The sequence below is a fragment of the Paracoccus sp. (in: a-proteobacteria) genome, assembly GCF_030538695.1.
Classification (GTDB): domain Bacteria; phylum Pseudomonadota; class Alphaproteobacteria; order Rhodobacterales; family Rhodobacteraceae; genus Paracoccus.
The window spans coordinates 78,807-98,282 of record NZ_JAUNTN010000009.1; the positions used below are offsets into that span (position 1 = coordinate 78,807).

Genomic DNA, 19,476 nt, shown 5'->3' on the forward strand with positions numbered 1-19,476 from the left:
TGGGGATATGTCCCGACACGAGATGAGGCCAGATGTCCGCCCCCTTCAACCTTGCTGAATATGTCTTGCGGGCGGGATCGGCTGTGCCGGACAAGCTGGCAATGTCGGTGATCGGGGTGGCGCGGGCTGAACGGTGGTCCTATGCCCGGCTGATTGCCGCCGTGCGCGGAACCGCGACCGGGCTGTTGCAGGCCGGTCTTGTGCCGGGTGATCGGCTGCTGATCCGCTTGGGCAATCGCCCAAGTTTTCCGGCGGCCTATCTTGGCGCGATCACAGCGGGCATTGTTCCGGTGCCGACCAGCGCGATGCTGACCACGCCTGAGGTTACCCGCCTGAGCGCGGGACTGCGGCCCAAAGCAATCATTGCGGGCGACAACATTCCCTTGCCAGAATATCCCGCCCCGGTTATCCCTGAAGCCGCCTTGCAGGCCATGGCCAATCTGCCGCCTGCCGATTTCGACAGGGGCGCCCCCGAACGGCTGGCCTATATCGTCTATACCTCCGGGTCGTCCGGGCAGCCGCGTGCGGTGATGCACGCACATCGTGCTATTCTGGCGCGGCGCACAATGTTTCAGGGCTGGTATGGGCTGACGCCATCCGACCGGCTGTTGCATGCCGGGGCTTTCAACTGGACCTTCACCCTTGGCACCGGACTAATGGACCCCTGGACGATGGGGGCCACTGCCCTGATCCCCGCCGAAGGAACCGGAATCGAACAAATTCCCCTACTGGCCGCGCGTCATGGGGCAAGCCTGCTGGCTGCCGCACCAGGGGTTTTCCGGCGGATGCTGCGGGCGGACTGGCCCGCCATACCCAGCCTTCGCCATGGGCTTGCCGCGGGCGAACGGCTGGCCCCAAACTTGCGCAAGGCTTGGCAAACGCGCACCGGCACGGATCTGCACGAAGCGATGGGGCTGTCGGAATGTTCCACCTTTTTGTCCGGCAGCCCCGACCACCCTGCCCCTGACGGCACCGCAGGCTATCCGCAAACCGGGCGGCAGGTTCAGGTTCTGAACGCTCAGGGGCAACCCTGCCCCCCTGATCAACCGGGTCATCTGGCCATTCATCGCAGCGATCCGGGGCTGTTTCTGGGTTATCTGGACCAGCCCGAGGCCACTGCGACGATGTTTTCCGGTGACTGGTTCCTGACCGGCGACTTGGCGCGACGCCTGCCTGATGGTGCGATCCGTCTGGAAAGCCGCACGGATGATATGCTGAATGCGGGCGGCTATCGCGTCTCGCCCGCCGAAATCGAAGACGCTTTGGGTGCTTCGACCGAAGCAGGTGATGTTGCCGCCGTTGAACTGCCCGTTGCGCCTGATACAAGCATTATCGTAGCCTTTTGGACCGGGACCGCCACGACAGACGATCTGCGCAAGCTGGCAGAGACGACACTGGCCCGCTATAAACAGCCCCGCGATTACATTCACATTGACAAGATGCCTCGCACGCCAACCGGCAAGCTGAACCGCCGCGCGTTGCGTGAAACCTATCGAAAGGACCGCTGATCCTATGGCCGCCAGCCCTGTTCGTCTTGATATTTTCGCTGATCCGATCTGTCCGTGGTGCCTGATCGGCAAGGCCGAATTGGACAGGGCGCTGGAATCTCGTCCAGACCATCCTTTCACCCTGATCTGGCACCCATTCCGGCTGGAACCGCAAATGCCGCCGTCAGGGATGGATTTCGTCCTATATATGAAAGCCAAGTTCGGCACCGAAAAAGGTATTCTGGATGCCATGGCCCCCGTTATGGAAGCATCTGAACGCCTTGGACTATGGATCAACCCTTCGCTGATCGAGCGCGTGCCGGACACAACCGACGCCCACCGGCTGATGCATTGGGCAGGGTCGGAAGGGGCGCAAAGCCGTGTCATGTCCGGTCTGATGCGGGCGCATTGGCGCGAGGGCCGCAATATTGGCAAAGCGGATGTGCTTGCGAAAATCGGCACCAACGCGGGAATGGATGGGGCGATGATTACCCGGCTTTTGAAAACCGAATCCGATATCGACACGGTTCTGCTGGCCGAGGCCCATGCCCGTGATCGGGGGGTGCGCTCGGTTCCGACCTTCGTTATCGGGGATCGCCATGTCGTCACCGGCGCACAGCCCGCAAGCCTTTGGCAAAGCGTGATTGACGAATTGGCGATGCAGTAGTCTTTCGCTGCGCGCATAACGGCTTGCCAGTGGCGCAGCTTGTGATGTCCCCACTGCGCGTCTAGGGGGGATAGCTTGTCAGAAAGGGTCACGACATGAGCGCCTCTCCGCCGTCTCAGGAAGCCACCGGATCTACGCACCCCAATCACACGATGGCACCCGCCGCCGATATCCGGCGACTGGGCATGGCAGAGTTCATCACCCTGTTGGCTTTTTTGTTCGCAACCGTGGCCTTTTCCATTGACGCGATGCTGCCAGCCCTGCCGGAGATTGCGCATGACCTGACCCCGCAAGACCCCAACCGCGCCCAACTGATCCTGACGGCTTTTATGGCTGGCATGGGGATCGGCACATTGATTTCCGGCCCTTTGTCGGATGCGATTGGCCGCAAAGCCACGATTACGCTGGGGTTTGCGATCTATATTCTGGCCGCCTTGGCCGCGATCTACGCCCCCTCGCTTGAGGTCTTGCTGTTGTGCCGCATGGCACAGGGGATCGGGGCCGCGGGACCGCGGATCGCCGGGCTGGCCTTGGTGCGTGATCTGTATGCCGGGCGCGAGATGGCACGGATTTCCAGTTTCGTGATGATGGTCTTTATCATGATTCCGGCCTTTGCCCCCTTGCTCGGGGATGCCATCATCTCTGCGGTTGGCTGGCGTCACAGTTTCCTGAGCTTTGTTGTATTCGCCCTGATCGGTGCCATTTGGCTGAATCTGCGGCAGCCTGAAACCCTCCCCTCCGAACGCCGCCGCAAGCTGAGCCTGACTGCCCTGTGGTTTGCGGCCCGCGAGGTGCTGACAGATCGTCAGGTTGTGATCTGCACTTTGGTTTTGACACTTGGCTTCGCACAGATGTTTGCCCTGCTGTCCAGCGCACAGCAACTGTTCAGCGACACCTATGGAATCCGTGATGATTTTCCCAAATGGTTTGCTCTGATGGCCTTGTTGGCCGGGACAGGCTCGATCATCAACGCCCAATTGGTCGTGCGTCTGGGGATGCGCAGAATCGCACGGGCGGCCTATGTGATGCAGATCGTCTCCTCGACCATCTTTACATTGCTTTTGCTCAGCGATGTTCTGCCCGACGCGCTGCGCTTCCCGATGTTTTTCATCTGGTCGGTCAGCGTGTTTTTTATGGCCGGGATCACCTTCGGCAACCTGAATGCGCTGGCCTTGCAGCGCATGGGGCATATTGCAGGCATGACGGCCAGCATTACCGCTTCGGTCTCGACGTTGCTCGCAGTTTTGATCGCCGCACCGATCGGACTGGCGTATAACGGCACCCCCATCCCAATGGCCGTCGCAACCCTGATTTGTTCCAGTCTTGCCTGGGCGATGATGGGGCTGCTGCGCGATTAAGCGACCCCGATACGCCTCCCGCCGCCGCAGAGCGGTCCAGAGACATATAAAGAAGGCCACAAGGTAGAGCATACAGGGTTCCGAATCGCACATCCATGTCCTCAAGCTGAGGGATAATGCCTAAGATTTCGCCAACGGCGCCCTGAAAAATACCTAAAATTTTATCTTCTTTTCCTTTGCATTTTAACGCTTTCGTAAGGAATCATCAGCTATACAGCCCCTGTGGCCGGGGTGCGAAAACGACGATAGGCAAGCGGATGTGATCGGTTGACAGCGGGGAAAACACGTCTATAAGTGCAAACTTCATTGGTGTTGGTGGCCCCCGCAAGGGGTTTTGCCTGTCGGGCCTTTGGCCAAAGGACAACGCCCTTTTGAAACTGACAAAAGGAGATCAGCGATGACCAAACGCACCGCTGCCAAATACAAAATTGACCGCCGCATGGGCGAAAACATCTGGGGCCGCGCGAAATCGCCGGTGAACCGTCGTGAATACGGCCCCGGCCAGCATGGCCAGCGCCGTAAAGGCAAGCTGTCGGATTTCGGCACCCAGCTGCGCGCCAAGCAAAAGCTCAAGGGCTACTATGGCGACCTGACCGAAAAGCAGTTCCGTCGCATCTATGCCGAGGCCGAGCGCCTGAAGGGCGACACCGGCGAAAACCTGGTCGGTCTGCTGGAGCGCCGTCTGGATGCGGTCGTTTACCGCGCCAAGTTCGTTCCGACCATCTTTGCTGCCCGCCAGTTTGTGAACCACGGCCATGTGGAAGTGAACGGCAAGCGCGTGAACATCCCGTCTTATCGCGTCAAGGAAGGCGATGTGATCGCCGTTCGTGACCGTTCGCGTCAACTGACCATCGTTCTGGAAGCCGTCGGGCTGGCCGAGCGTGACGTGCCGGATTATCTGGACGTTGACCACAACAAGATGACCGCGACCTTTGTCCGCACCCCGGCACTCGGCGACGTCCCCTATGCCGTCGTGATGGAGCCGAATTTGGTCGTGGAATACTACGCGAAAAACTGATCGTTTCGCAGATCACTTTGGAAAGCCGCCTCTCGGGGCGGCTTTTTATTTTGTCTGGCAGATTTTCGATAAGCGCGACATTTCTGCACCATTTACCCGGCAGGAAACAGCAGGGCTTGCCGCAAGGGCGGGTGGCGGCCTAAAGGAAGCTAATCGCGCAATAGAGGCCAGCCATGACTCAGGACAGCACTATCCAGCCTCAGCCCGGCATTATGGAGATCGCGCTGTATCAGGGCGGTGCGGCCAAGGTTGCCGGGGTGGATAACGTGGTCAAGCTCAGCTCGAACGAAAACCCGTTTGGGCCGTCGGACAAGGCCCGCGAAACCGTCACCCGCGCCGCCCATAGCCTGCACCGCTATCCCAACACCGACCACGCCAGCTTGCGCCAAGCGATTGGCGAGGTTCACGGGCTGGACCCGCAGCGCATTATCTGCGGCGTCGGCAGCGACGAGATCATTCACTTTCTTTGCCAAGCCTATGCCGGGCCGGGGACCGAGGTTCTGTTCACCGAACATGGTTTCCTGATGTATCGTATCAGCGCCCATGCGGCGGGTGCGACCCCGGTTCAAGTGGCCGAACGTGATCGCGTGACCGATATTGATGCGCTGATCGCCGGTGCGACCGAGCGCACAAGACTGATTTTCCTTGCCAATCCGAACAATCCCACCGGCACCATGATCGGCCTTCCCGATCTGGAGCGGCTGGCCCGCGCCGTGCCACAGGCCATTCTGGTGATTGACGCCGCTTATTCCGAATATGTCGAAGGTTATGATGGTGGTGCGGAACTGGCAACGCGGCTACCGAATGTGGTGATGACCCGGACGTTTTCCAAGATTTACGGGCTTGGCGGGTTGCGGATCGGCTGGGGCTATGGACCACAGGCGATTATCGACGTGCTGAACCGGATTCGCGGGCCGTTCAATCTGTCGCAAGTGGCTCTGGATGCGGCTGAAGCCGCCGTGCGTGACCGCGCTCATGTGGAAAAATGCCGGGCCGAAAACACCCGGATGCGGGCGTGGCTGGCCGAGGCGCTGGCGGAAAAGGGCGTGCCTTCGGATACCTCTTGCGCCAATTTCATCCTCGCCCGCTTTGCCGATGCAGCCACCGCCGAAGCCTGCGACCTGGCTTTGCAGGCTGAAGGGTTGATCGTGCGTCGGGTTGGGGGCTATGGCCTGCCGAACTGCCTGCGGATTACCGTGGGCGATGAGCCGTCCTGCCGCCGTGTCGCGCATGTCATCGGGCAATTCATGGCAAACCGGGGCGGCGCATGAGCATACCTGTTTTTAACCATGTTGCGCTGATCGGGCTTGGGCTGATTGCCGGCTCAATGGCGCTGGCGATGCGCGAAGCCGGACTGGCCAAGCGCATCACCGGCTATGCACGCAGCCAGAAAACCCGTGATGAGGCCCGCGCACTGGATTTATGCGAGGTCATGGACAGCGCAGCAGAGACGGTTGCCGGTGCTGATCTGGTGGTGCTGGCGGTGCCGGTTGGCGCCATGGCGCAAGTGATGGAGCAGATCCGCGACCATCTGAAACCCGGCGCGATGCTGACCGATGTGGGTTCAGTCAAACAAGCCGTGATTGATGCGGTTTCGCCACATCTCCCTGATAATGTGATCTTTATTCCCGGACACCCCTTGGCCGGGACCGAGCAATCCGGGCCTTCGGCCGGGTTTGCCTCGCTGTATCGCAACCGCTGGTGGCTGCTGACCCCCCTGCCCGACACCCCGCCCGAGGCGTTGTCGCGACTAACCCAACTGATCGAAGGCATGGGCGCGAATGTCGAGACGATGGAAGCTCCGCATCACGATCTGGTTTTGGCCGTCACCAGCCACACGCCGCACCTGATCGCCTATACGATGGTGGGGGTGGCAGATCACCTCAAGCGGGTAACAGAATCCGAAGTGGTTAAATATTCCGCTGCCGGTTTTCGTGATTTCACCCGGATCGCGGCCAGCGACCCGACCATGTGGCGCGATGTGTTCCTGACCAACAAGGACGCGACGCTGGACATTCTGGGCCGCTTTACCGAGGAGCTGTTCATGCTGCAACGCGCCATCCGCATGGGCGATGGACAGCAATTGTTCGACTATTTCACCCGCACCCGTGCCATCCGCCGCGGCATTGTCGAGGCCGGACAGGACACTGACGCGCCGGATTTCGGCCGGGTCGCGACACCGAAAACCAAAGATTAACGCAAGAACGGTGCCGCCCCAAGCGGCAGCCCGGCCAGCCGCGCCTCGCCATTGGCAAAGGTGATCGGCAGGCGGGCCTCGCCATCCGTCGGCTCGGGCCAGTCCCCCGTGACCGGGGCCGCACCAAGCCCTTGCAATATCGTCGCCGCCAGATGCGCCGAACGCTCGGGAATCAGACCAAGTGACTGAGCTTGCAGTAAAATCGCCCGAAGATCGCGACTGTAAATCAGCAAAACCCCCTCGGCCTGTCCCTGCGCATCGGCCTGCACACGGCCCCGCAGGGTCGCGGTCAGATCGTCCAGCCGCAGCGTGACCCCATCGCGGCTTTGCAACCCGACCAGTTCCGGCTCGGCCACATGGCCGCTCAGCACCCCCTCAGCCGGGGCAGCCGTTAACCAAAGCTGCGCCCGCCCTTGAACCGAGGCAACCCCCGGCAAAGGCGAAACCACACCGACAACCGCCAGCCCCGGCAAATCCAGCCCGGAAAGATCAAGCTCCAGATCATAAGTCGCACCCACCTCGGGCGGCAGGTCGGCGGGCATATCCCCCAACCACGCCTGCGCAATCAGTCGCGCAAGCACCGGCTGGCCATTCAGCACCAGATTCCGCAGCCGGACCGCAGCGCGGGTCATCGCCAGATCTCGCAGCGGGCCGAACTCTATATCCAGACGACCATCCTGCATCTGTGCCTGAACCGGCTGCCCGGCAAGGTTCGCAACCGCGCTGTCTGGCAGACTGGCGCGAAAGGCAGTCGGCGCATAAGGCGGCGCCCAAAGCTCCAGCCGGGGGAGGTCGATTTCGGCCCCGTCACCCTGCAAATGCAACTGATCCAGCCCCACGCCGATGCGCGTCAGCCGCCGCAACGGCACAACTGCCGCTGCCTGCACATCTTCCCCACCCTCAGCCACCATCTGCCGCAACTGACGCGCCGCCAAGGTCTCTATCCCCAGCCACGCCACCGCGACCAGCAACAGCACAATCACCAGCAGAGCGATCAAAAACCTGCGCATCTGTATCCTCATTCCTGCGGAATGGCTTACATCCGCTTTGGCATGGGGGTATCTGTCACGAAAGCAAAAGGGAATAAAAGCGTGAGTGAACATTGGGTTTTCGGCTATGGCTCGCTGATCTGGCACCCCGAGTTCCCGGTGGCAGAACAGGTTAACGCGCGACTGGACGGCTATGCCCGGCGGTTCTGTATGCATTCGGTCGAATATCGCGGCACCCCGGAACGCCCTGGTCTGGTGCTGGCGCTGGACCGGGCCGAGGCGGCCTCTTGCGCGGGCGTCGCCTTTCGGATTGATCCCGCCGACTGGCCCCAGGCCATCGCCGGGCTGCGTGCGCGTGAGCTGGTGACGAACGCCTATGCCGAGGCGGAACTGCTCATTACGCTGGCCGACCGGCGGCAGGTAACGGCAATCACCTATGTGATCCGCCACGATCACCACCAATATACCGGCGATCTGTCCCTGTCTGAGCAGGCCCGGATCATCGCAGCGGCCCACGGCCAGCGTGGCCCGAACCGCGACTATCTGTTCAACACCGCCCTGCATCTGGCCGAGCTTGGCCTGCCTGATCCGGCGCTGGAAGAACTGTCGCAGATGGTGCGCGACCTGATCGCGCCCCCAGCCGCCGGTTAGGCTTGGCAGATCAGGGCATGGGGCCTAACATCGCGGCGAATCGCGACAAAAGGCCGATACCGTGACCGAAACCGCCGATACACCCACACCGCGCCGTCGCCTCTCGGGCGCAACCACCACCCCGCGCAACCAGATCAGCACGCCAAAGTTCACCCAGCCGGTGCGGCAAGTGCTGCTGATGCTGCTGGTGCTGGGCGCCGTAGGTGCGGGCGTCACGCTGGCCCTTACCCGCATCCTGCCAATCTTTTCCGCCAACGTCTTTCTGAACGGCATCATTCTGGCAGTATTCGTGCTTGGCGTGCTGGCCTGTTTCTGGCAGGTCGCGCAGCTTGTCACCTCGGTCAGCTGGATCGAGCGTTTCGCTGCCCGCCGTCAGAACGCTTTGCAGGCCGGGGTGGCGCCGCAGGATCAGGCCGACCCGGATCAGGCACCACGCCTGCTGGCCCCGCTGGCGGCGCTGCTTGGCGCGCGTGGGCCGACCTCGGGGGTGATCTCGACCGGATCGGCGCGATCCATTCTGGATTCCGTCGCCACCCGCATAGACGAGGCGCGGGACATCACCAAATACCTTGCCAACCTGCTGATTTTCCTTGGTCTTCTTGGGACGTTCTACGGGCTTGCCACGACCGTTCCTGCCGTCGTCGAAACCATCCGCGCCCTTGCGCCTGAGGACGGCCAGACCGGGCTGGAGGTATTCGACAAGCTGATGACCGGGCTGGAGGCGCAGCTTGGCGGTATGGGGACGGCCTTTTCCAGTTCGCTTCTGGGGCTGGCTGGCTCGCTGGTGGTGGGGCTGCTGGAGTTGTTCGTGACCCATGGCCAGAACCGCTTTTTCCGCGAGCTTGAGGAATGGATGTCGGGCTTTACCCGCATCAGCCTTGCCGCGACCGATGGGGATGGAGTGGACAGCGCGGCGGTGGCGGGTTTTCTGGACCAGATGGCCACGCAAATGGTCACGCTGCAAAACTTTTACGCCGAACGCGACGAATTGCGCGACCAAGAGGCGCTGGAGGCCGACCAGCGCATCCTGCTGCTGGTGCAAGGCATTGAACGCATGGTCAAACATTCTACCGCCGAAACCGAGGCGACCGTGGCCCGCGCGGCGAACCTGACCCGCGCCTTGAACGATCTGGCGCAGGGGCAAAAGCGGCTGATCGAAGTTGCCGAGGCCGGGCCGTCAGATGATCCCGAAGCGCGGATGCACCTGCGCAATATCGACCTTGCCCTTGGCCGTCTGGCCGAAGAATCCGCCAGCACACAAGCCGAGATGCTGACCGGATTGCGCGCCGAACTGGCCGCGCTGCGCCGCGATCTGCGGGCGCTGGCGACAGGGGGCGAGCATGGCGCTTGACCGGCGCGGCAACCGCTTTTCCACAAATATCTGGCCCGGTTTCGTCGATGCGATGACCGCGCTGTTGATGGTGCTGATGTTCGTGCTGACGATTTTCATGGTGGTGCAATCGGTGCTGCGCGACCGCATCACCACGCAGGACGACGAGCTGACCCGTCTTGGCCGCGAAATCGCCGGGCTGACCACAACCCTTGGCACGGCGCAGGACCGGGCCGCCGGGCTGGAGGCCGATCTGACCGCTGCGCGTGACGCCGGAGCCGCCCTGCAAGACCGGTTGGACACCACGACGCTGGACCTTGAAGCCCAACGCAAGGCTGCCGAAGAAACCCTGACCCTGCTGGCCGCTGCCGAAGCCGCCCGCGATCAGGCCCGGACAGAGGCCGCCGCACAACTGACCGAAGCGCAGCGTCAGGCCGCCCTTCTGGCCTTGGCGCAGGAACGCCTGAACCAACAGGACAGCCAAAGCGCCGAGGACGCCCGCCGCACGGCGGCGCTGAACGCGCAACTGGCGGACCTGCGGGCCAATCTTGGGCGGCTGAACGCAGTTCTGGCCGCCAGCGATCAAGCGCAAACCGAAGCACAAGCCGAAATCACCGACCTTGGCACCCGGCTGAACGCCGCCCTGCTGCGCGCCGCCGAGGCTGAAAAGGCCCGATCCGATCTGGAGCGCGAAGCCCGCACCCGCGCCGAAACCGAGGCACAGGATCTGGCCCGTTACCGCAGCGAGTTCTTTGGCCGCCTGTCAGAAATTCTCGCCGGACGGCAGGGGGTTCAGGTGGTGGGCGACCGCTTTGTGTTCGACAGCGAAGTGCTGTTCGCCTCGGGTGAGGCCACGCTGTCAGATACGGGCCGCGCCCAAATCCGGCAGGTTGCGGATATGCTGCGCGGCATCGCAGGCGATATTCCCGAAGGCATCGACTGGATCATCCGCGTGGATGGTCACACCGATAACGTGCCGCTATCGGGCAGCGGGCGGTTCCGCGACAACTGGGAGCTGTCGCAGGCCCGTGCGCTGGCGGTGGTGCGCTATATGGTGAACGACCTTGGCTTTCCCGCCGCCCGCCTTGCCGCCACCGGCTTTGGCGAAACCCGCCCGTTGGCCGCAGGTGACAGTCCCGAGGCCCGCGCCCAAAACCGCCGGATTGAGCTGAAGCTGACCGAGCGGTGAATCTTTTGTCCATAAATATCCAAACCCTGCGCCCGCAACAGACGCGGCGCGGGCCTTAAACCAGCTCGCCCCGCAGCGAGTTCGGCGCGCTTTCCACGATCCGCACCTGCACCAGATCCCCGATCTGTGCTTCCGGCGCTGCCACGAACACCGAATGAAGATAATCCGATTTGCCGACCATTTGTCCCGGCAGGCGGCCCGGCTTTTCAAACAGCACACCAAGGGTGCGCCCGACCATGCTTTGCTGTGCCGCCTTTTGCTGGCGGTCCAGTTGCGCCTGCAACTCATGCAGCCGCGCATCGGCCACCGCATCGTCAACCGGCGCACGGTCCGCCGCCGGAGTGCCGGGACGCGGCGAGTATTTGAAGCTGAAGGCGGTGCCAAAACCGACCTGCTCAATCAGCCGCAGCGTATCGGCATGGTCCTGATCGGTTTCGCCGGGAAACCCGACGATAAAATCGCTGGTCAGCATGATGTCGGGCCGGGCCGCGCGGATGCGGTCGATCAGCCGCAAATAGCTGTCCGCCGTATGCTTGCGGTTCATCGCCTTCAAAATCCGGTCACTGCCCGACTGCACCGGCAAATGCAGATAAGGCATCAACTGCGGCACATCCCGATGCGCCGCAATCAGGTCATCGCCCATATCGTTGGGGTGGCTGGTCGTGTAACGGATACGGTCCAACCCGTCGATTTCGGCAATCCGGCGGATCAGATCACCAAAACCAGCCGCGCCCTCGCCATGCCAGCCGTTGACGTTCTGCCCCAGCAGAGTGATCTCGCGCACGCCACGGGCGACCAGATCGCGGGCTTCATCCAGAATCCGGGCAGCCGGGCGGCTGACCTCGGCCCCACGGGTATAGGGAACGACGCAAAAGGCGCAAAACTTGTCGCAACCTTCCTGCACGGTCAGAAAAGCCGCAGGTGCGCGACGGGTGGCGCGGTTCTTGGGCAGGTGGTCGAATTTGTCTTCGGTCGGGAACTCGGTCAGCACGCGCGGGCCGTCACCACGCGCCATCGCCGGCAGGTGGTGATAACTTTGCGGCCCGACCACCAGATCCACCAGCGGCATCCGGTTCACGATTTCCTCGCCCTCGGCCTGCGCGACGCAACCGGCGACAGCGATTTTCAGATCCGGGCGTTCGGCTTTCAGCGGTTTCAGGCGGCCAAGGTCGGAATACAGCTTTTCCGCCGCCTTTTCACGGATGTGACAGGTGTTCAGCAGCACCATATCCGCCTGCGCCTGATCCTCGGTCAGCACATAGCCCTCAGTCCCCATGGCCTCGGCCATGCGGGAACTGTCATAGACGTTCATCTGGCAACCATAGGTCTTGATGAACAGCTTTTTCGGGGCGCTATCGGTCATGGGGCTGGTCCTTGGCTAAGCGCGGCTGATACATCACAATCGCCACATTTGCAAAGGCCCCCTCATGTCTGACCTGACGGCGATTCCCAATATCGGCCCGGCCACTGCACAATCGCTGATCGCAGCGGGGATCAGGGATGCAGCCCATCTGCTGGACATGGGTGCGGACGCAGCCTATCGGGCGCTGCTGGCGCATGGCGAAAGGCCGCATTTCATTGGCTATTATGTGCTGCATATGGCCCTGCAAGGCCGTCCGTGGAACGATTGCAAGGGCGCAGAAAAAGACGCGCTGCGCCAGCGTTTCGATGCTCTGGTCACAGAAATGCGCAGCCATGACAGCGCCATCGAGGCGGCCCTGTCCGAAATTGGCCTGCCCGCGCCCCGCAAAGACGACCATTGAAGCCCTGACGCTGCCCGGATAGCCTGCCCCAAACGCTTTGGAGGCATTGCGATGAAAAACACAAGCTGGTCGGCCCGCGCCGACGAACATTCGATGTATGGTTTTACCGACCTGCCAAGCATCCATGAGCGCGGCACGATTGTCCTGACCCATGGCGAAGGCCCCTATATCGTGGACACCGAGGGCCGCCGCTATCTGGATGCCAATTCGGGCCTTTGGAACATGGTCGCCGGTTTCGACCACCCCGGCCTGCGTGACGCCGCCAAGGCGCAATATGACCGCTTTCCCGGCTATCACGCCTTTTTCGGGCGCATGTCGGATCAGACCGTCCTGCTGTCGGAAAAGCTGATCGAGGTATCCCCCTGGGATCGCGGCAAGGTGTTCTACACCAACTCGGGGTCCGAGGCGAATGATACCATGGTCAAGATGCTGTGGTTTCTGCACGCCAGCGAAGGCAACCCGAAACGCCGCAAGATCCTGACCCGCTGGAACGCCTATCACGGCGTCACCGCGATTTCCGCCAGCATGACCGGCAAACCCTATAACGAAGTTTTCGGCCTGCCGCTGGACGGGTTCATCCACCTGACCTGCCCGCATTACTGGCGCTTTGGCAAGGATGGCGAGACCGAGGCACAATTCACCCAACGCCTTGCAGACGAGCTGGAGGCCACCATTGCCCGCGAAGGCGCCGACACTATTGCCGGGTTCTTTGCCGAGCCGGTGATGGGCGCGGGCGGTGTGATCCCGCCGTCGAAAGGTTATTTTCAGGCGATCCAGCCGATCTTGCAAAAACACGGTATCCCGCTGATCTCGGATGAGGTAATCTGCGGTTTCGGCCGCACCGGCTCGACCTGGGGCTGTGAAACCTATGGGTTCGTCCCCGATGCGATTATCAGCTCCAAGGCACTGACCGCCGGGTTCTTCCCGATGGGTGCGGTCATGCTTGGGCCTGATCTCTCGGACCGCATGGATGCCGCCGTCGAAAAGATCGAGGAGTTCCCCCACGGTTTCACCGCATCCGGCCATCCGGTCGGCTGCGCCATCGCGCTGAAGGCCATCGACGTGGTGATGAACGAGGGGCTGGCCGATAACGTCAGGCGCCTTGCCCCCCGGCTGGAAGCGGGGCTGCGGGCGATCATGGAGCGCAGCGACCATATCGGGGAATTGCGCGGCGTCGGCTATATGTGGGCGCTGGAGGCGGTCAAGGACAAGGCAACCAAGCAGCCCTTTGACGGCTCGCTGTCGGTCAGCGAGCGCATCGCCAACACCTGCACCGACATGGGCCTGATCTGCCGCCCGCTGGGCCAGTCCATCGTGCTATGCCCGCCCTTCACGCTGACCGAGGCGCAGATGGACGAAATGTTCGATAAGCTGGAAACCGCGCTCAACAAGGTCTTTGCCGAGGTCGGCTGAACCCGCGCGTCTGTTGACCATCTGGCACGCAGGGTTTACCTGCGTGCCGTGCCTTATATCCGATCGCAAGGTTAACCCGTGACCGACAGCCCCGCCCCCGCCAGCCGCCGCGCTATCCTGTTGATTTTAGGGATGCACCGCAGCGGCACCTCATTTCTGGCCGATTGCGCGGGGGCGCTTGGTTTTACGCTGCCGCTGGACCGGGGCGGGCCTGCCGCCGACAATGCCCGCGGCCATTTTGAACCGCAGGCAATGGTGCATCTGAACGATGACCTCCTCTCCTCGACCGGATGGGAGCGGGTCGGCCAATGGACGCCACCTGCGCTGGATCCCCGGCTGGCTGCACGACTCGATCAGGCACTGGATGCGTCCTATGGCGATGCTGCGCGAGTGGTGATGAAAGATCCGCGCTTGTCGCTGACCCTGCCGCTGTGGCGGACGCATTTCGCGGCGCAAGGCGCGGATATGGTGGCGCTGATCGCATTGCGCGACCCGCGCGAGGTGGCGGATTCGCTGGCCAGCCGCGACGACATACAGCGCGATTTCGCCATGCTCTTGTGGCTGGCCTATACGCTGCGGGCCTTTGCGGGCAGCTCTGAGCTGCCCCGAATGACGGTGTTGTTCCCCGATTGGGTGGCTGACCCGACCCCGGTCCTGCATCGCATTGCCACACTGACCGGCATTGACCTGCCCAAAGATGCCGTCGCGGAAATCGCCGCCCGCTTTGCCGCCGATCAGGTCCACGCCCGCCCGGAACCCGCAGCAGCGCCTTCGCCCATCGAGACTCTGGCCGTTGAGATTTTCGAGACCCTGCGCCCGCTGGCTGCGGATGGCACCCTGCCCGACGCCAAGGCACTGGCCGCTTGGCAGGCCCGCTTTGACACGCTGGCCGCGCCGGTTTTGGGCGCAGAGCGTAGCCATACCCGCGCCCTGACCGCCGCGCAGGAACAAAACCGCCGGCTTACCACCCTGCGCGATGACGCATTGGCGCGTGCGGGGCAGACCGCCAAGGATTTTAACGAGGTTCATTCCACGCTGCTGGACACCGAGGCCCAACGCGACTTTCTGCAAAGCCAGCTTGCTGATCGTCTGCACGATTTTCAGGCATTACAGCACGACCTGACCGCGACCGAAACCCAGCGCGATGAGGTAACGGCAGTCCTGAGCGATACCCGCAACCTGCTGACCGCAACCGAAACTCAGCGCGACGAGGTAACGGCAATCCTGCACGATACCCGCGACCGGCTGTCCCAAACCGAAGCTGCCTCGGATCGCCATTATGCCGAATGGGAAACCGCTGTGGCACATCTGGACCGCCGTCAGGCTGAGCTGGAAACCGCCTTAACTCACCTCCATAACGCTCAGGCGCAGAATGATTTTCTGGCCGAGCGACTTCGGATCGAACGCATGACCATCCTGAAGCCGATTTACCGCCGCATCTATGGTTTCGGCGGTCGCGCCCTGCGCCGGATCGCGCCACCCGCGCTGGTCGAAGCCCTGCGCCGCCGCTTACCGCAGCCCGGTGGCATCCCCGGCAGGCTGGCTTTTACCCCGCTGCCTGAAACCACCGCCCCCGCACAAGCTTTCGACATCCCCCCCCCCCGCAGCGGCGACAAGCCAGATGTATTCGTCTTTTCGATCATCAACTGGGACTTTCGCACCCAGCGCCCGCAGTATTTGGCAACAGAAATGGCCCGCGCCGGTCATCGGGTGTTCTTCGTCGAGATGGAACAGGATCATGGCCCCGGATCAGCCCGAGAGGTCGCCTCGAATGTCCATGTGATCCGGCTGTCGCAACAGGGCGTGCGCCATATCCAGCCCTATACCGGCGTGCCGACACCCCGGCAGGCACGCGGCTGGATCGACAATTTCCATGCACTTTGCGACCAGATCCACATCTCGCCAACCGCGCATGTGGTGGTCGAGCATCCGTTCTGGTGGCATTTCGTCAAACATCTGGCGCCACGCTTCCGCATCACCTTTGATTGCATGGATGACATCGGCGGCTTCTCGAACACCGAACAGCATGTTCTGGATGCCGAGATGGAGATGATCGCCAAAGCCGACAAGATGTTCGTCAGCTCGCAATATCTCTTTGATAGGTTTTCGCAAATCCGCGACGTTGTGATGGTGCGCAACGGCACGGATGTCAGCCATTTCATCCGTGAACCCGAGATCGAACCAATCCCCGACTTTCTGCAAGGCAAGCTGGCCGATGGCAAGATCCACGTTGGCTATGTTGGTGCGATTGCCGAATGGTTCGATGTGGACATGCTGGAAGCTGTCGCCCGTGACAACCCGGATTTCGACATCCACCTTTGCGGTGCCGTGACGGCCGAGGCCCCCCTGCGGCTGGAGGCCCTGCCCAACATCACCATGCACGGCGAAATCCCCTATAAGGATGTGCCAGCCTTTCTGAAGGCGATGGACGTGCTGATCATCCCATTCCAGCTTTTGCCGATCATCAAAGCCTGCGATCCGGTCAAGTTCTACGAATATTCCGCCGTCATGCGCCCCACCGTCGCCACCGCCCTGCCCGAACTGGAACGCGCGTGCGATCTTGTCATCACGGCGCATGATGCGACCGATTTTGCCGCCGGCATCCGGCAGGCGGCAGAACGCGGACGCAACCCGGATTTTGGCCCGGCGTTGCGCCAATATGCACTTGATAACGCCTGGTCTTTCCGCGCGGCCGACATGCTGGCAGAGATGGAACGGATGCCGCTGCTGTCGGTGGTGGTGCTGGCCTATGGCGACCCGGAACTGACGCTGGCAACGCTTTATTCCATGACCGGCTTGGGCGAGATTTACCCGAATCTGGAAATCATCGTCTCGGACAACGGCTCACCCGAAAATGCGCTTGAGCAACTTCGCGCCGTTGCCCGTGCTGACAGCCGCATCCGCCTGATCGAGAACGGCGAAAACCTGGGTTTTGCTGCGGGCAACAACGTCGGCATCAAGGCAGCACGCGGCGAATATGTGCTGCTGCTGAACAATGACACTTTTGTTGCGCCTGACGCGCTGCACGCGCTGGTCGGACATCTGGCCCGCAACCCGGAACTGGGGATCGTCGGCCCAATGACCAACAACATCGGCAACGAAGCCCGCGTCGAGGTCGCCTATGCCGATATGACCGAGATGGCCCGCATCGCCCGCGATCTGGCCACCGGCCACCGCGACCAGCACACGCCGATGAAGGTCGCCGCTTATTTCTGCGCCCTGTTCCGCCGCGCTGATCTTGAACGGATCGGTGATTTGCCGACGGTTTACGGGCGCGGCATGTTCGAGGATGACGACCATTGCACCCAATTCCGCGCTGCAGGGCTTGAAATCGCGTTGGCCGAGGACGCCTTTGTTCACCACCACCTGTCCGCGACCTTCAACGCCCTGCCCTCGGCTGAAAAGCAGGCGTTGTTCGACAAAAACAAAGCGATTTTCGAATCCCGCTGGGGCAAATGGGTGCCGCATGTCTATCGCGACAGCCGCCCCGAAGGCACATTGCCTGATCGGGCATAGGGGCCACCATGAGAAAAGTTATCCTTCATTATCATATCTATAAGAACTCAGGCACGTCTTTCGATCATGTGCTGACGCAAAGTTTCGGCGCGCAGCATGAATTGTTTGACGGCCCGTTTCCGTTCTTTTCCATCAATCAGGACGAACTGGACCGCATCATCACCCGCCGCCCCTCGGCCGTCGCGTTCAGCTCACATCAGATCATGCTGCCGCAGCCGACTTCGCTGGAATACCGGGCGCTGGCGGTGCTGTTTCTGCGCCATCCGATCCTGCGCATCGGCTCGATCTGGCGCTTCAAGCGGGAAAGCGAGGATGGCACCACGACGTCGGACGCAGCACAGCAGATGAGCTTTGCTGAATGGATCGAGTGGTGCTTTGCCGATCCGCAGGAAATCAGCCATATTTCTAACGCGCAAACCCGGTTTCTGGCGGCAGTGTATGGGCGGCTGCCGCTGCGGCGCCGCACCGCCATCGGCATCGAATATGATCTTGAAACCGCCCGCCGTAATCTGCGACAGGTCGAGTTTCTGGCCCGGACCGAGTTCTTTGAACAGGATGTTGCCCGCTTCCCCGCCATCGCCGCACAGCACGGGCTGACCCTGACCCTGCCCGACGATCTGCATATGAACGCCACCCACCGGGCCGAGGCACCGCTGGAGGAACGGGTTGCCGCCCTGCTGGCGCAACTGCCCGGCAATCTGGCCGCGCGGCTTATCCAAGTAAACGCGCAGGATCAGGCGCTGTTCGATCTGGCTGGCGCGCTGATCGAGAAAGGACAACCGGAATGACCCGCACCATTCTTTGCACCGTCGGCACCCGTCCCGAGGCGATCAAGATGGCTCCGGTCATCCGCGCCCTGCAAGATGCACCGGATTTCAACTGCCGCGTTCTGGCCACTGCGCAGCACCGGCAAATGTTGGATCAGGTGTTGCGGGTCTTCGGGATCACCCCGGATATTGATCTGGACATTATGCAACCCAATCAGGGCCTGACCGGACTGACCGGGCGACTGCTGATCCGGCTGGATGAGGTTCTGACGGCGGAAAAACCCGATGCGATTCTGGCGCAGGGTGACACCACCACCGTGCTGGCCACCGCACTGGCCAGCTTTTATGCGGACATTCCCTTTGGTCATGTCGAGGCTGGCCTGCGCACCGGCAATATCCGCAACCCCTTCCCCGAGGAAATGAATCGTGTCGTTGCCAGCCACCTGACGCGTTGGCATTTTGCCCCCACACAACTGGCCGCCGACCGGCTGCTGGCCGAGGGTTATCCGGCGGCGGATGTGGTCGTGACCGGCAATACGGTGATCGACGCCCTGCATCATGTTGCCGCCAGCGAACCCGAAACCGGCCTGCCGCTGGACCCGGACAAGCGCCTGCTTCTGGTGACGCTGCACCGGCGTGAAAACTTTGGCGAACCGCTGGCCCGCATCTGCGATGCATTGTTGCGGATCTTGCAGGATAACCCCGACACGCAGCTTGTGCTGCCGGTCCATCATAATCCCAACGTCCGCCAGGTGGTGCAGGACCGTTTCGGCGGGCTGGATCGGGTGATCCTCTGCGATCCGCTGGATTATACGACCTTTGTCGGCACCATGAGCCGCGCCCATCTGATCCTGTCGGATTCCGGCGGGGTGCAAGAGGAAGCCCCGGCGCTTGGCAAGCCGGTTCTGGTCCTGCGCGAAACCACGGAACGCCCCGAGGCGGTCGAGGCTGGCGTCACCCGGCTTGTCGGCACGCAAACACAGGCGATTTATGATGCGGCACAGGAATTGCTGCATGACCCTGCGGCCTATGCCAGCATGGCACGACGCGAATCGCCTTATGGCGATGGCTTGGCGGCGGGTCGCATCGTGGAACGCTTGCGCCGCGATCTGAACGGCTGACCACAGCAAG

Annotated in this window: 16 protein-coding genes; 14 read left to right on the forward strand and 2 right to left on the reverse strand. The window is 62.1% G+C overall.

Annotation, left to right across the window (positions count from 1 at the left end; genetic code table 11):
* The first annotated feature begins 32 nt into the window (after nt 1-32).
* The 6 genes from Q4G24_RS06525 to Q4G24_RS06550 all read left to right on the forward strand — a co-directional run bounded on the left by Q4G24_RS06525 (nt 33) and on the right by Q4G24_RS06550 (nt 6,727).
* Nucleotides 33-1,508, forward strand: a complete 1,476-nt coding sequence (locus Q4G24_RS06525) for a class I adenylate-forming enzyme family protein (protein WP_303365703.1) — start codon at nt 33-35, stop codon at nt 1,506-1,508.
* A 4-nt stretch (nt 1,509-1,512) separates the two neighbouring features.
* On the forward strand, nt 1,513-2,154 hold the full coding sequence (locus Q4G24_RS06530) for a DsbA family oxidoreductase (protein WP_303365704.1): 642 nt from the start codon (nt 1,513-1,515) through the stop codon (nt 2,152-2,154).
* A 95-nt stretch (nt 2,155-2,249) separates the two neighbouring features.
* Nucleotides 2,250-3,512 (forward strand): multidrug effflux MFS transporter, encoded by a 1,263-nt coding sequence (locus Q4G24_RS06535; protein ID WP_303365705.1) that lies wholly within the window; start codon nt 2,250-2,252, stop codon nt 3,510-3,512.
* Nucleotides 3,513-3,909: 397 nt separating this feature from the next.
* Nucleotides 3,910-4,530, forward strand: a complete 621-nt coding sequence (rpsD, locus tag Q4G24_RS06540) for a 30S ribosomal protein S4 (RefSeq protein ID WP_303365706.1) — start codon at nt 3,910-3,912, stop codon at nt 4,528-4,530.
* A gap of 173 nt (nt 4,531-4,703) precedes the next feature.
* Nucleotides 4,704-5,801 (forward strand): histidinol-phosphate transaminase, encoded by a 1,098-nt coding sequence (hisC, locus tag Q4G24_RS06545; protein WP_303365707.1) that lies wholly within the window; start codon nt 4,704-4,706, stop codon nt 5,799-5,801.
* On the forward strand, nt 5,798-6,727 hold the full coding sequence (locus Q4G24_RS06550; protein ID WP_303365708.1) for a prephenate/arogenate dehydrogenase family protein: 930 nt from the start codon (nt 5,798-5,800) through the stop codon (nt 6,725-6,727). Before hisC ends, Q4G24_RS06550 begins: the two co-directional genes overlap by 4 nt.
* On the opposite strand, the gene Q4G24_RS06555 is transcribed toward Q4G24_RS06550, so the two are convergent.
* Nucleotides 6,724-7,737, reverse strand: a complete 1,014-nt coding sequence (locus tag Q4G24_RS06555; RefSeq protein ID WP_303365709.1) for a DUF2125 domain-containing protein — start codon at nt 7,735-7,737, stop codon at nt 6,724-6,726. The two genes, Q4G24_RS06550 and Q4G24_RS06555, sit on opposite strands and share 4 nt — an antisense overlap.
* A gap of 81 nt (nt 7,738-7,818) precedes the next feature.
* Between Q4G24_RS06555 and Q4G24_RS06560 the strand changes: the two genes are divergently transcribed.
* From Q4G24_RS06560 to Q4G24_RS06570, 3 genes are all read left to right on the forward strand, one after another.
* Nucleotides 7,819-8,367: a gamma-glutamylcyclotransferase gene (locus Q4G24_RS06560; protein ID WP_303365710.1), complete on the forward strand. Its 549-nt coding sequence runs from the start codon at nt 7,819-7,821 to the stop codon at nt 8,365-8,367.
* A gap of 61 nt (nt 8,368-8,428) precedes the next feature.
* Entirely contained in the window at nt 8,429-9,718 is a 1,290-nt protein-coding gene (locus Q4G24_RS06565; protein WP_303365711.1) for a biopolymer transporter ExbB, read from the forward strand.
* Nucleotides 9,708-10,886, forward strand: a complete 1,179-nt coding sequence (locus Q4G24_RS06570) for a peptidoglycan -binding protein (RefSeq protein ID WP_303365712.1) — start codon at nt 9,708-9,710, stop codon at nt 10,884-10,886. Before Q4G24_RS06565 ends, Q4G24_RS06570 begins: the two co-directional genes overlap by 11 nt.
* A gap of 55 nt (nt 10,887-10,941) precedes the next feature.
* On the opposite strand, the gene miaB is transcribed toward Q4G24_RS06570, so the two are convergent.
* A complete protein-coding gene (gene miaB / locus Q4G24_RS06575; RefSeq protein ID WP_303365713.1) occupies nt 10,942-12,249 on the reverse strand; it encodes a tRNA (N6-isopentenyl adenosine(37)-C2)-methylthiotransferase MiaB in 1,308 nt (435 codons plus the stop codon).
* Nucleotides 12,250-12,313: 64 nt separating this feature from the next.
* Here miaB and Q4G24_RS06580 point away from each other — a divergent pair, with 64 nt between their 5' ends.
* The 5 genes from Q4G24_RS06580 to wecB all read left to right on the forward strand — a co-directional run bounded on the left by Q4G24_RS06580 (nt 12,314) and on the right by wecB (nt 19,466).
* The gene (locus tag Q4G24_RS06580) at nt 12,314-12,649 is read left to right on the forward strand and encodes a TfoX/Sxy family protein (RefSeq protein WP_303365714.1); all 336 of its coding nucleotides are present in this window, start codon (nt 12,314-12,316) and stop codon (nt 12,647-12,649) included.
* A gap of 51 nt (nt 12,650-12,700) precedes the next feature.
* Nucleotides 12,701-14,062 carry an aminotransferase gene (locus Q4G24_RS06585; RefSeq protein ID WP_303365715.1) on the forward strand — a complete coding sequence of 454 codons (1,362 nt, stop codon included), beginning with the start codon at nt 12,701-12,703 and terminating at the stop codon, nt 14,060-14,062.
* Between the two features lie 78 nt (nt 14,063-14,140).
* Nucleotides 14,141-17,578, forward strand: a complete 3,438-nt coding sequence (locus Q4G24_RS06590) for a glycosyltransferase (RefSeq protein ID WP_303365716.1) — start codon at nt 14,141-14,143, stop codon at nt 17,576-17,578.
* Between the two features lie 8 nt (nt 17,579-17,586).
* Nucleotides 17,587-18,366, forward strand: coding sequence for a sulfotransferase family 2 domain-containing protein (locus Q4G24_RS06595; protein WP_303365717.1), 780 nt, complete (start codon nt 17,587-17,589; stop codon nt 18,364-18,366).
* Complete coding sequence (gene wecB / locus Q4G24_RS06600; protein WP_303365718.1) at nt 18,363-19,466, forward strand: non-hydrolyzing UDP-N-acetylglucosamine 2-epimerase; 1,104 nt, start codon at nt 18,363-18,365, stop codon at nt 19,464-19,466. The genes Q4G24_RS06595 and wecB overlap by 4 nt, the downstream gene beginning before the upstream one ends.
* Nucleotides 19,467-19,476 lie beyond the last annotated feature (10 nt).

What these genes read in the sequence shown, in the direction of transcription:
- Q4G24_RS06550 (WP_303365708.1), top strand. Translation starts at nt 5,798, where the DNA reads ATGAGCATACCTGTTTTTAACCATGTTGCGCTGATCGGGCTTGGGCTG.
- Q4G24_RS06580 (WP_303365714.1), top strand. Translation starts at nt 12,314, where the DNA reads ATGTCTGACCTGACGGCGATTCCCAATATCGGCCCGGCCACTGCACAA.
- Q4G24_RS06530 (WP_303365704.1), top strand. Translation starts at nt 1,513, where the DNA reads ATGGCCGCCAGCCCTGTTCGTCTTGATATTTTCGCTGATCCGATCTGT.
- Q4G24_RS06525 (WP_303365703.1), top strand. Translation starts at nt 33, where the DNA reads ATGTCCGCCCCCTTCAACCTTGCTGAATATGTCTTGCGGGCGGGATCG.
- Q4G24_RS06570 (WP_303365712.1), top strand. Translation starts at nt 9,708, where the DNA reads ATGGCGCTTGACCGGCGCGGCAACCGCTTTTCCACAAATATCTGGCCC.
- Q4G24_RS06535 (WP_303365705.1), top strand. Translation starts at nt 2,250, where the DNA reads ATGAGCGCCTCTCCGCCGTCTCAGGAAGCCACCGGATCTACGCACCCC.
- miaB (WP_303365713.1), bottom strand. Translation starts at nt 12,249, where the DNA reads ATGACCGATAGCGCCCCGAAAAAGCTGTTCATCAAGACCTATGGTTGC.
- Q4G24_RS06595 (WP_303365717.1), top strand. Translation starts at nt 17,587, where the DNA reads ATGAGAAAAGTTATCCTTCATTATCATATCTATAAGAACTCAGGCACG.
- Q4G24_RS06555 (WP_303365709.1), bottom strand. Translation starts at nt 7,737, where the DNA reads ATGCGCAGGTTTTTGATCGCTCTGCTGGTGATTGTGCTGTTGCTGGTC.
- rpsD (WP_303365706.1), top strand. Translation starts at nt 3,910, where the DNA reads ATGACCAAACGCACCGCTGCCAAATACAAAATTGACCGCCGCATGGGC.
- Q4G24_RS06585 (WP_303365715.1), top strand. Translation starts at nt 12,701, where the DNA reads ATGAAAAACACAAGCTGGTCGGCCCGCGCCGACGAACATTCGATGTAT.
- hisC (WP_303365707.1), top strand. Translation starts at nt 4,704, where the DNA reads ATGACTCAGGACAGCACTATCCAGCCTCAGCCCGGCATTATGGAGATC.
- wecB (WP_303365718.1), top strand. Translation starts at nt 18,363, where the DNA reads ATGACCCGCACCATTCTTTGCACCGTCGGCACCCGTCCCGAGGCGATC.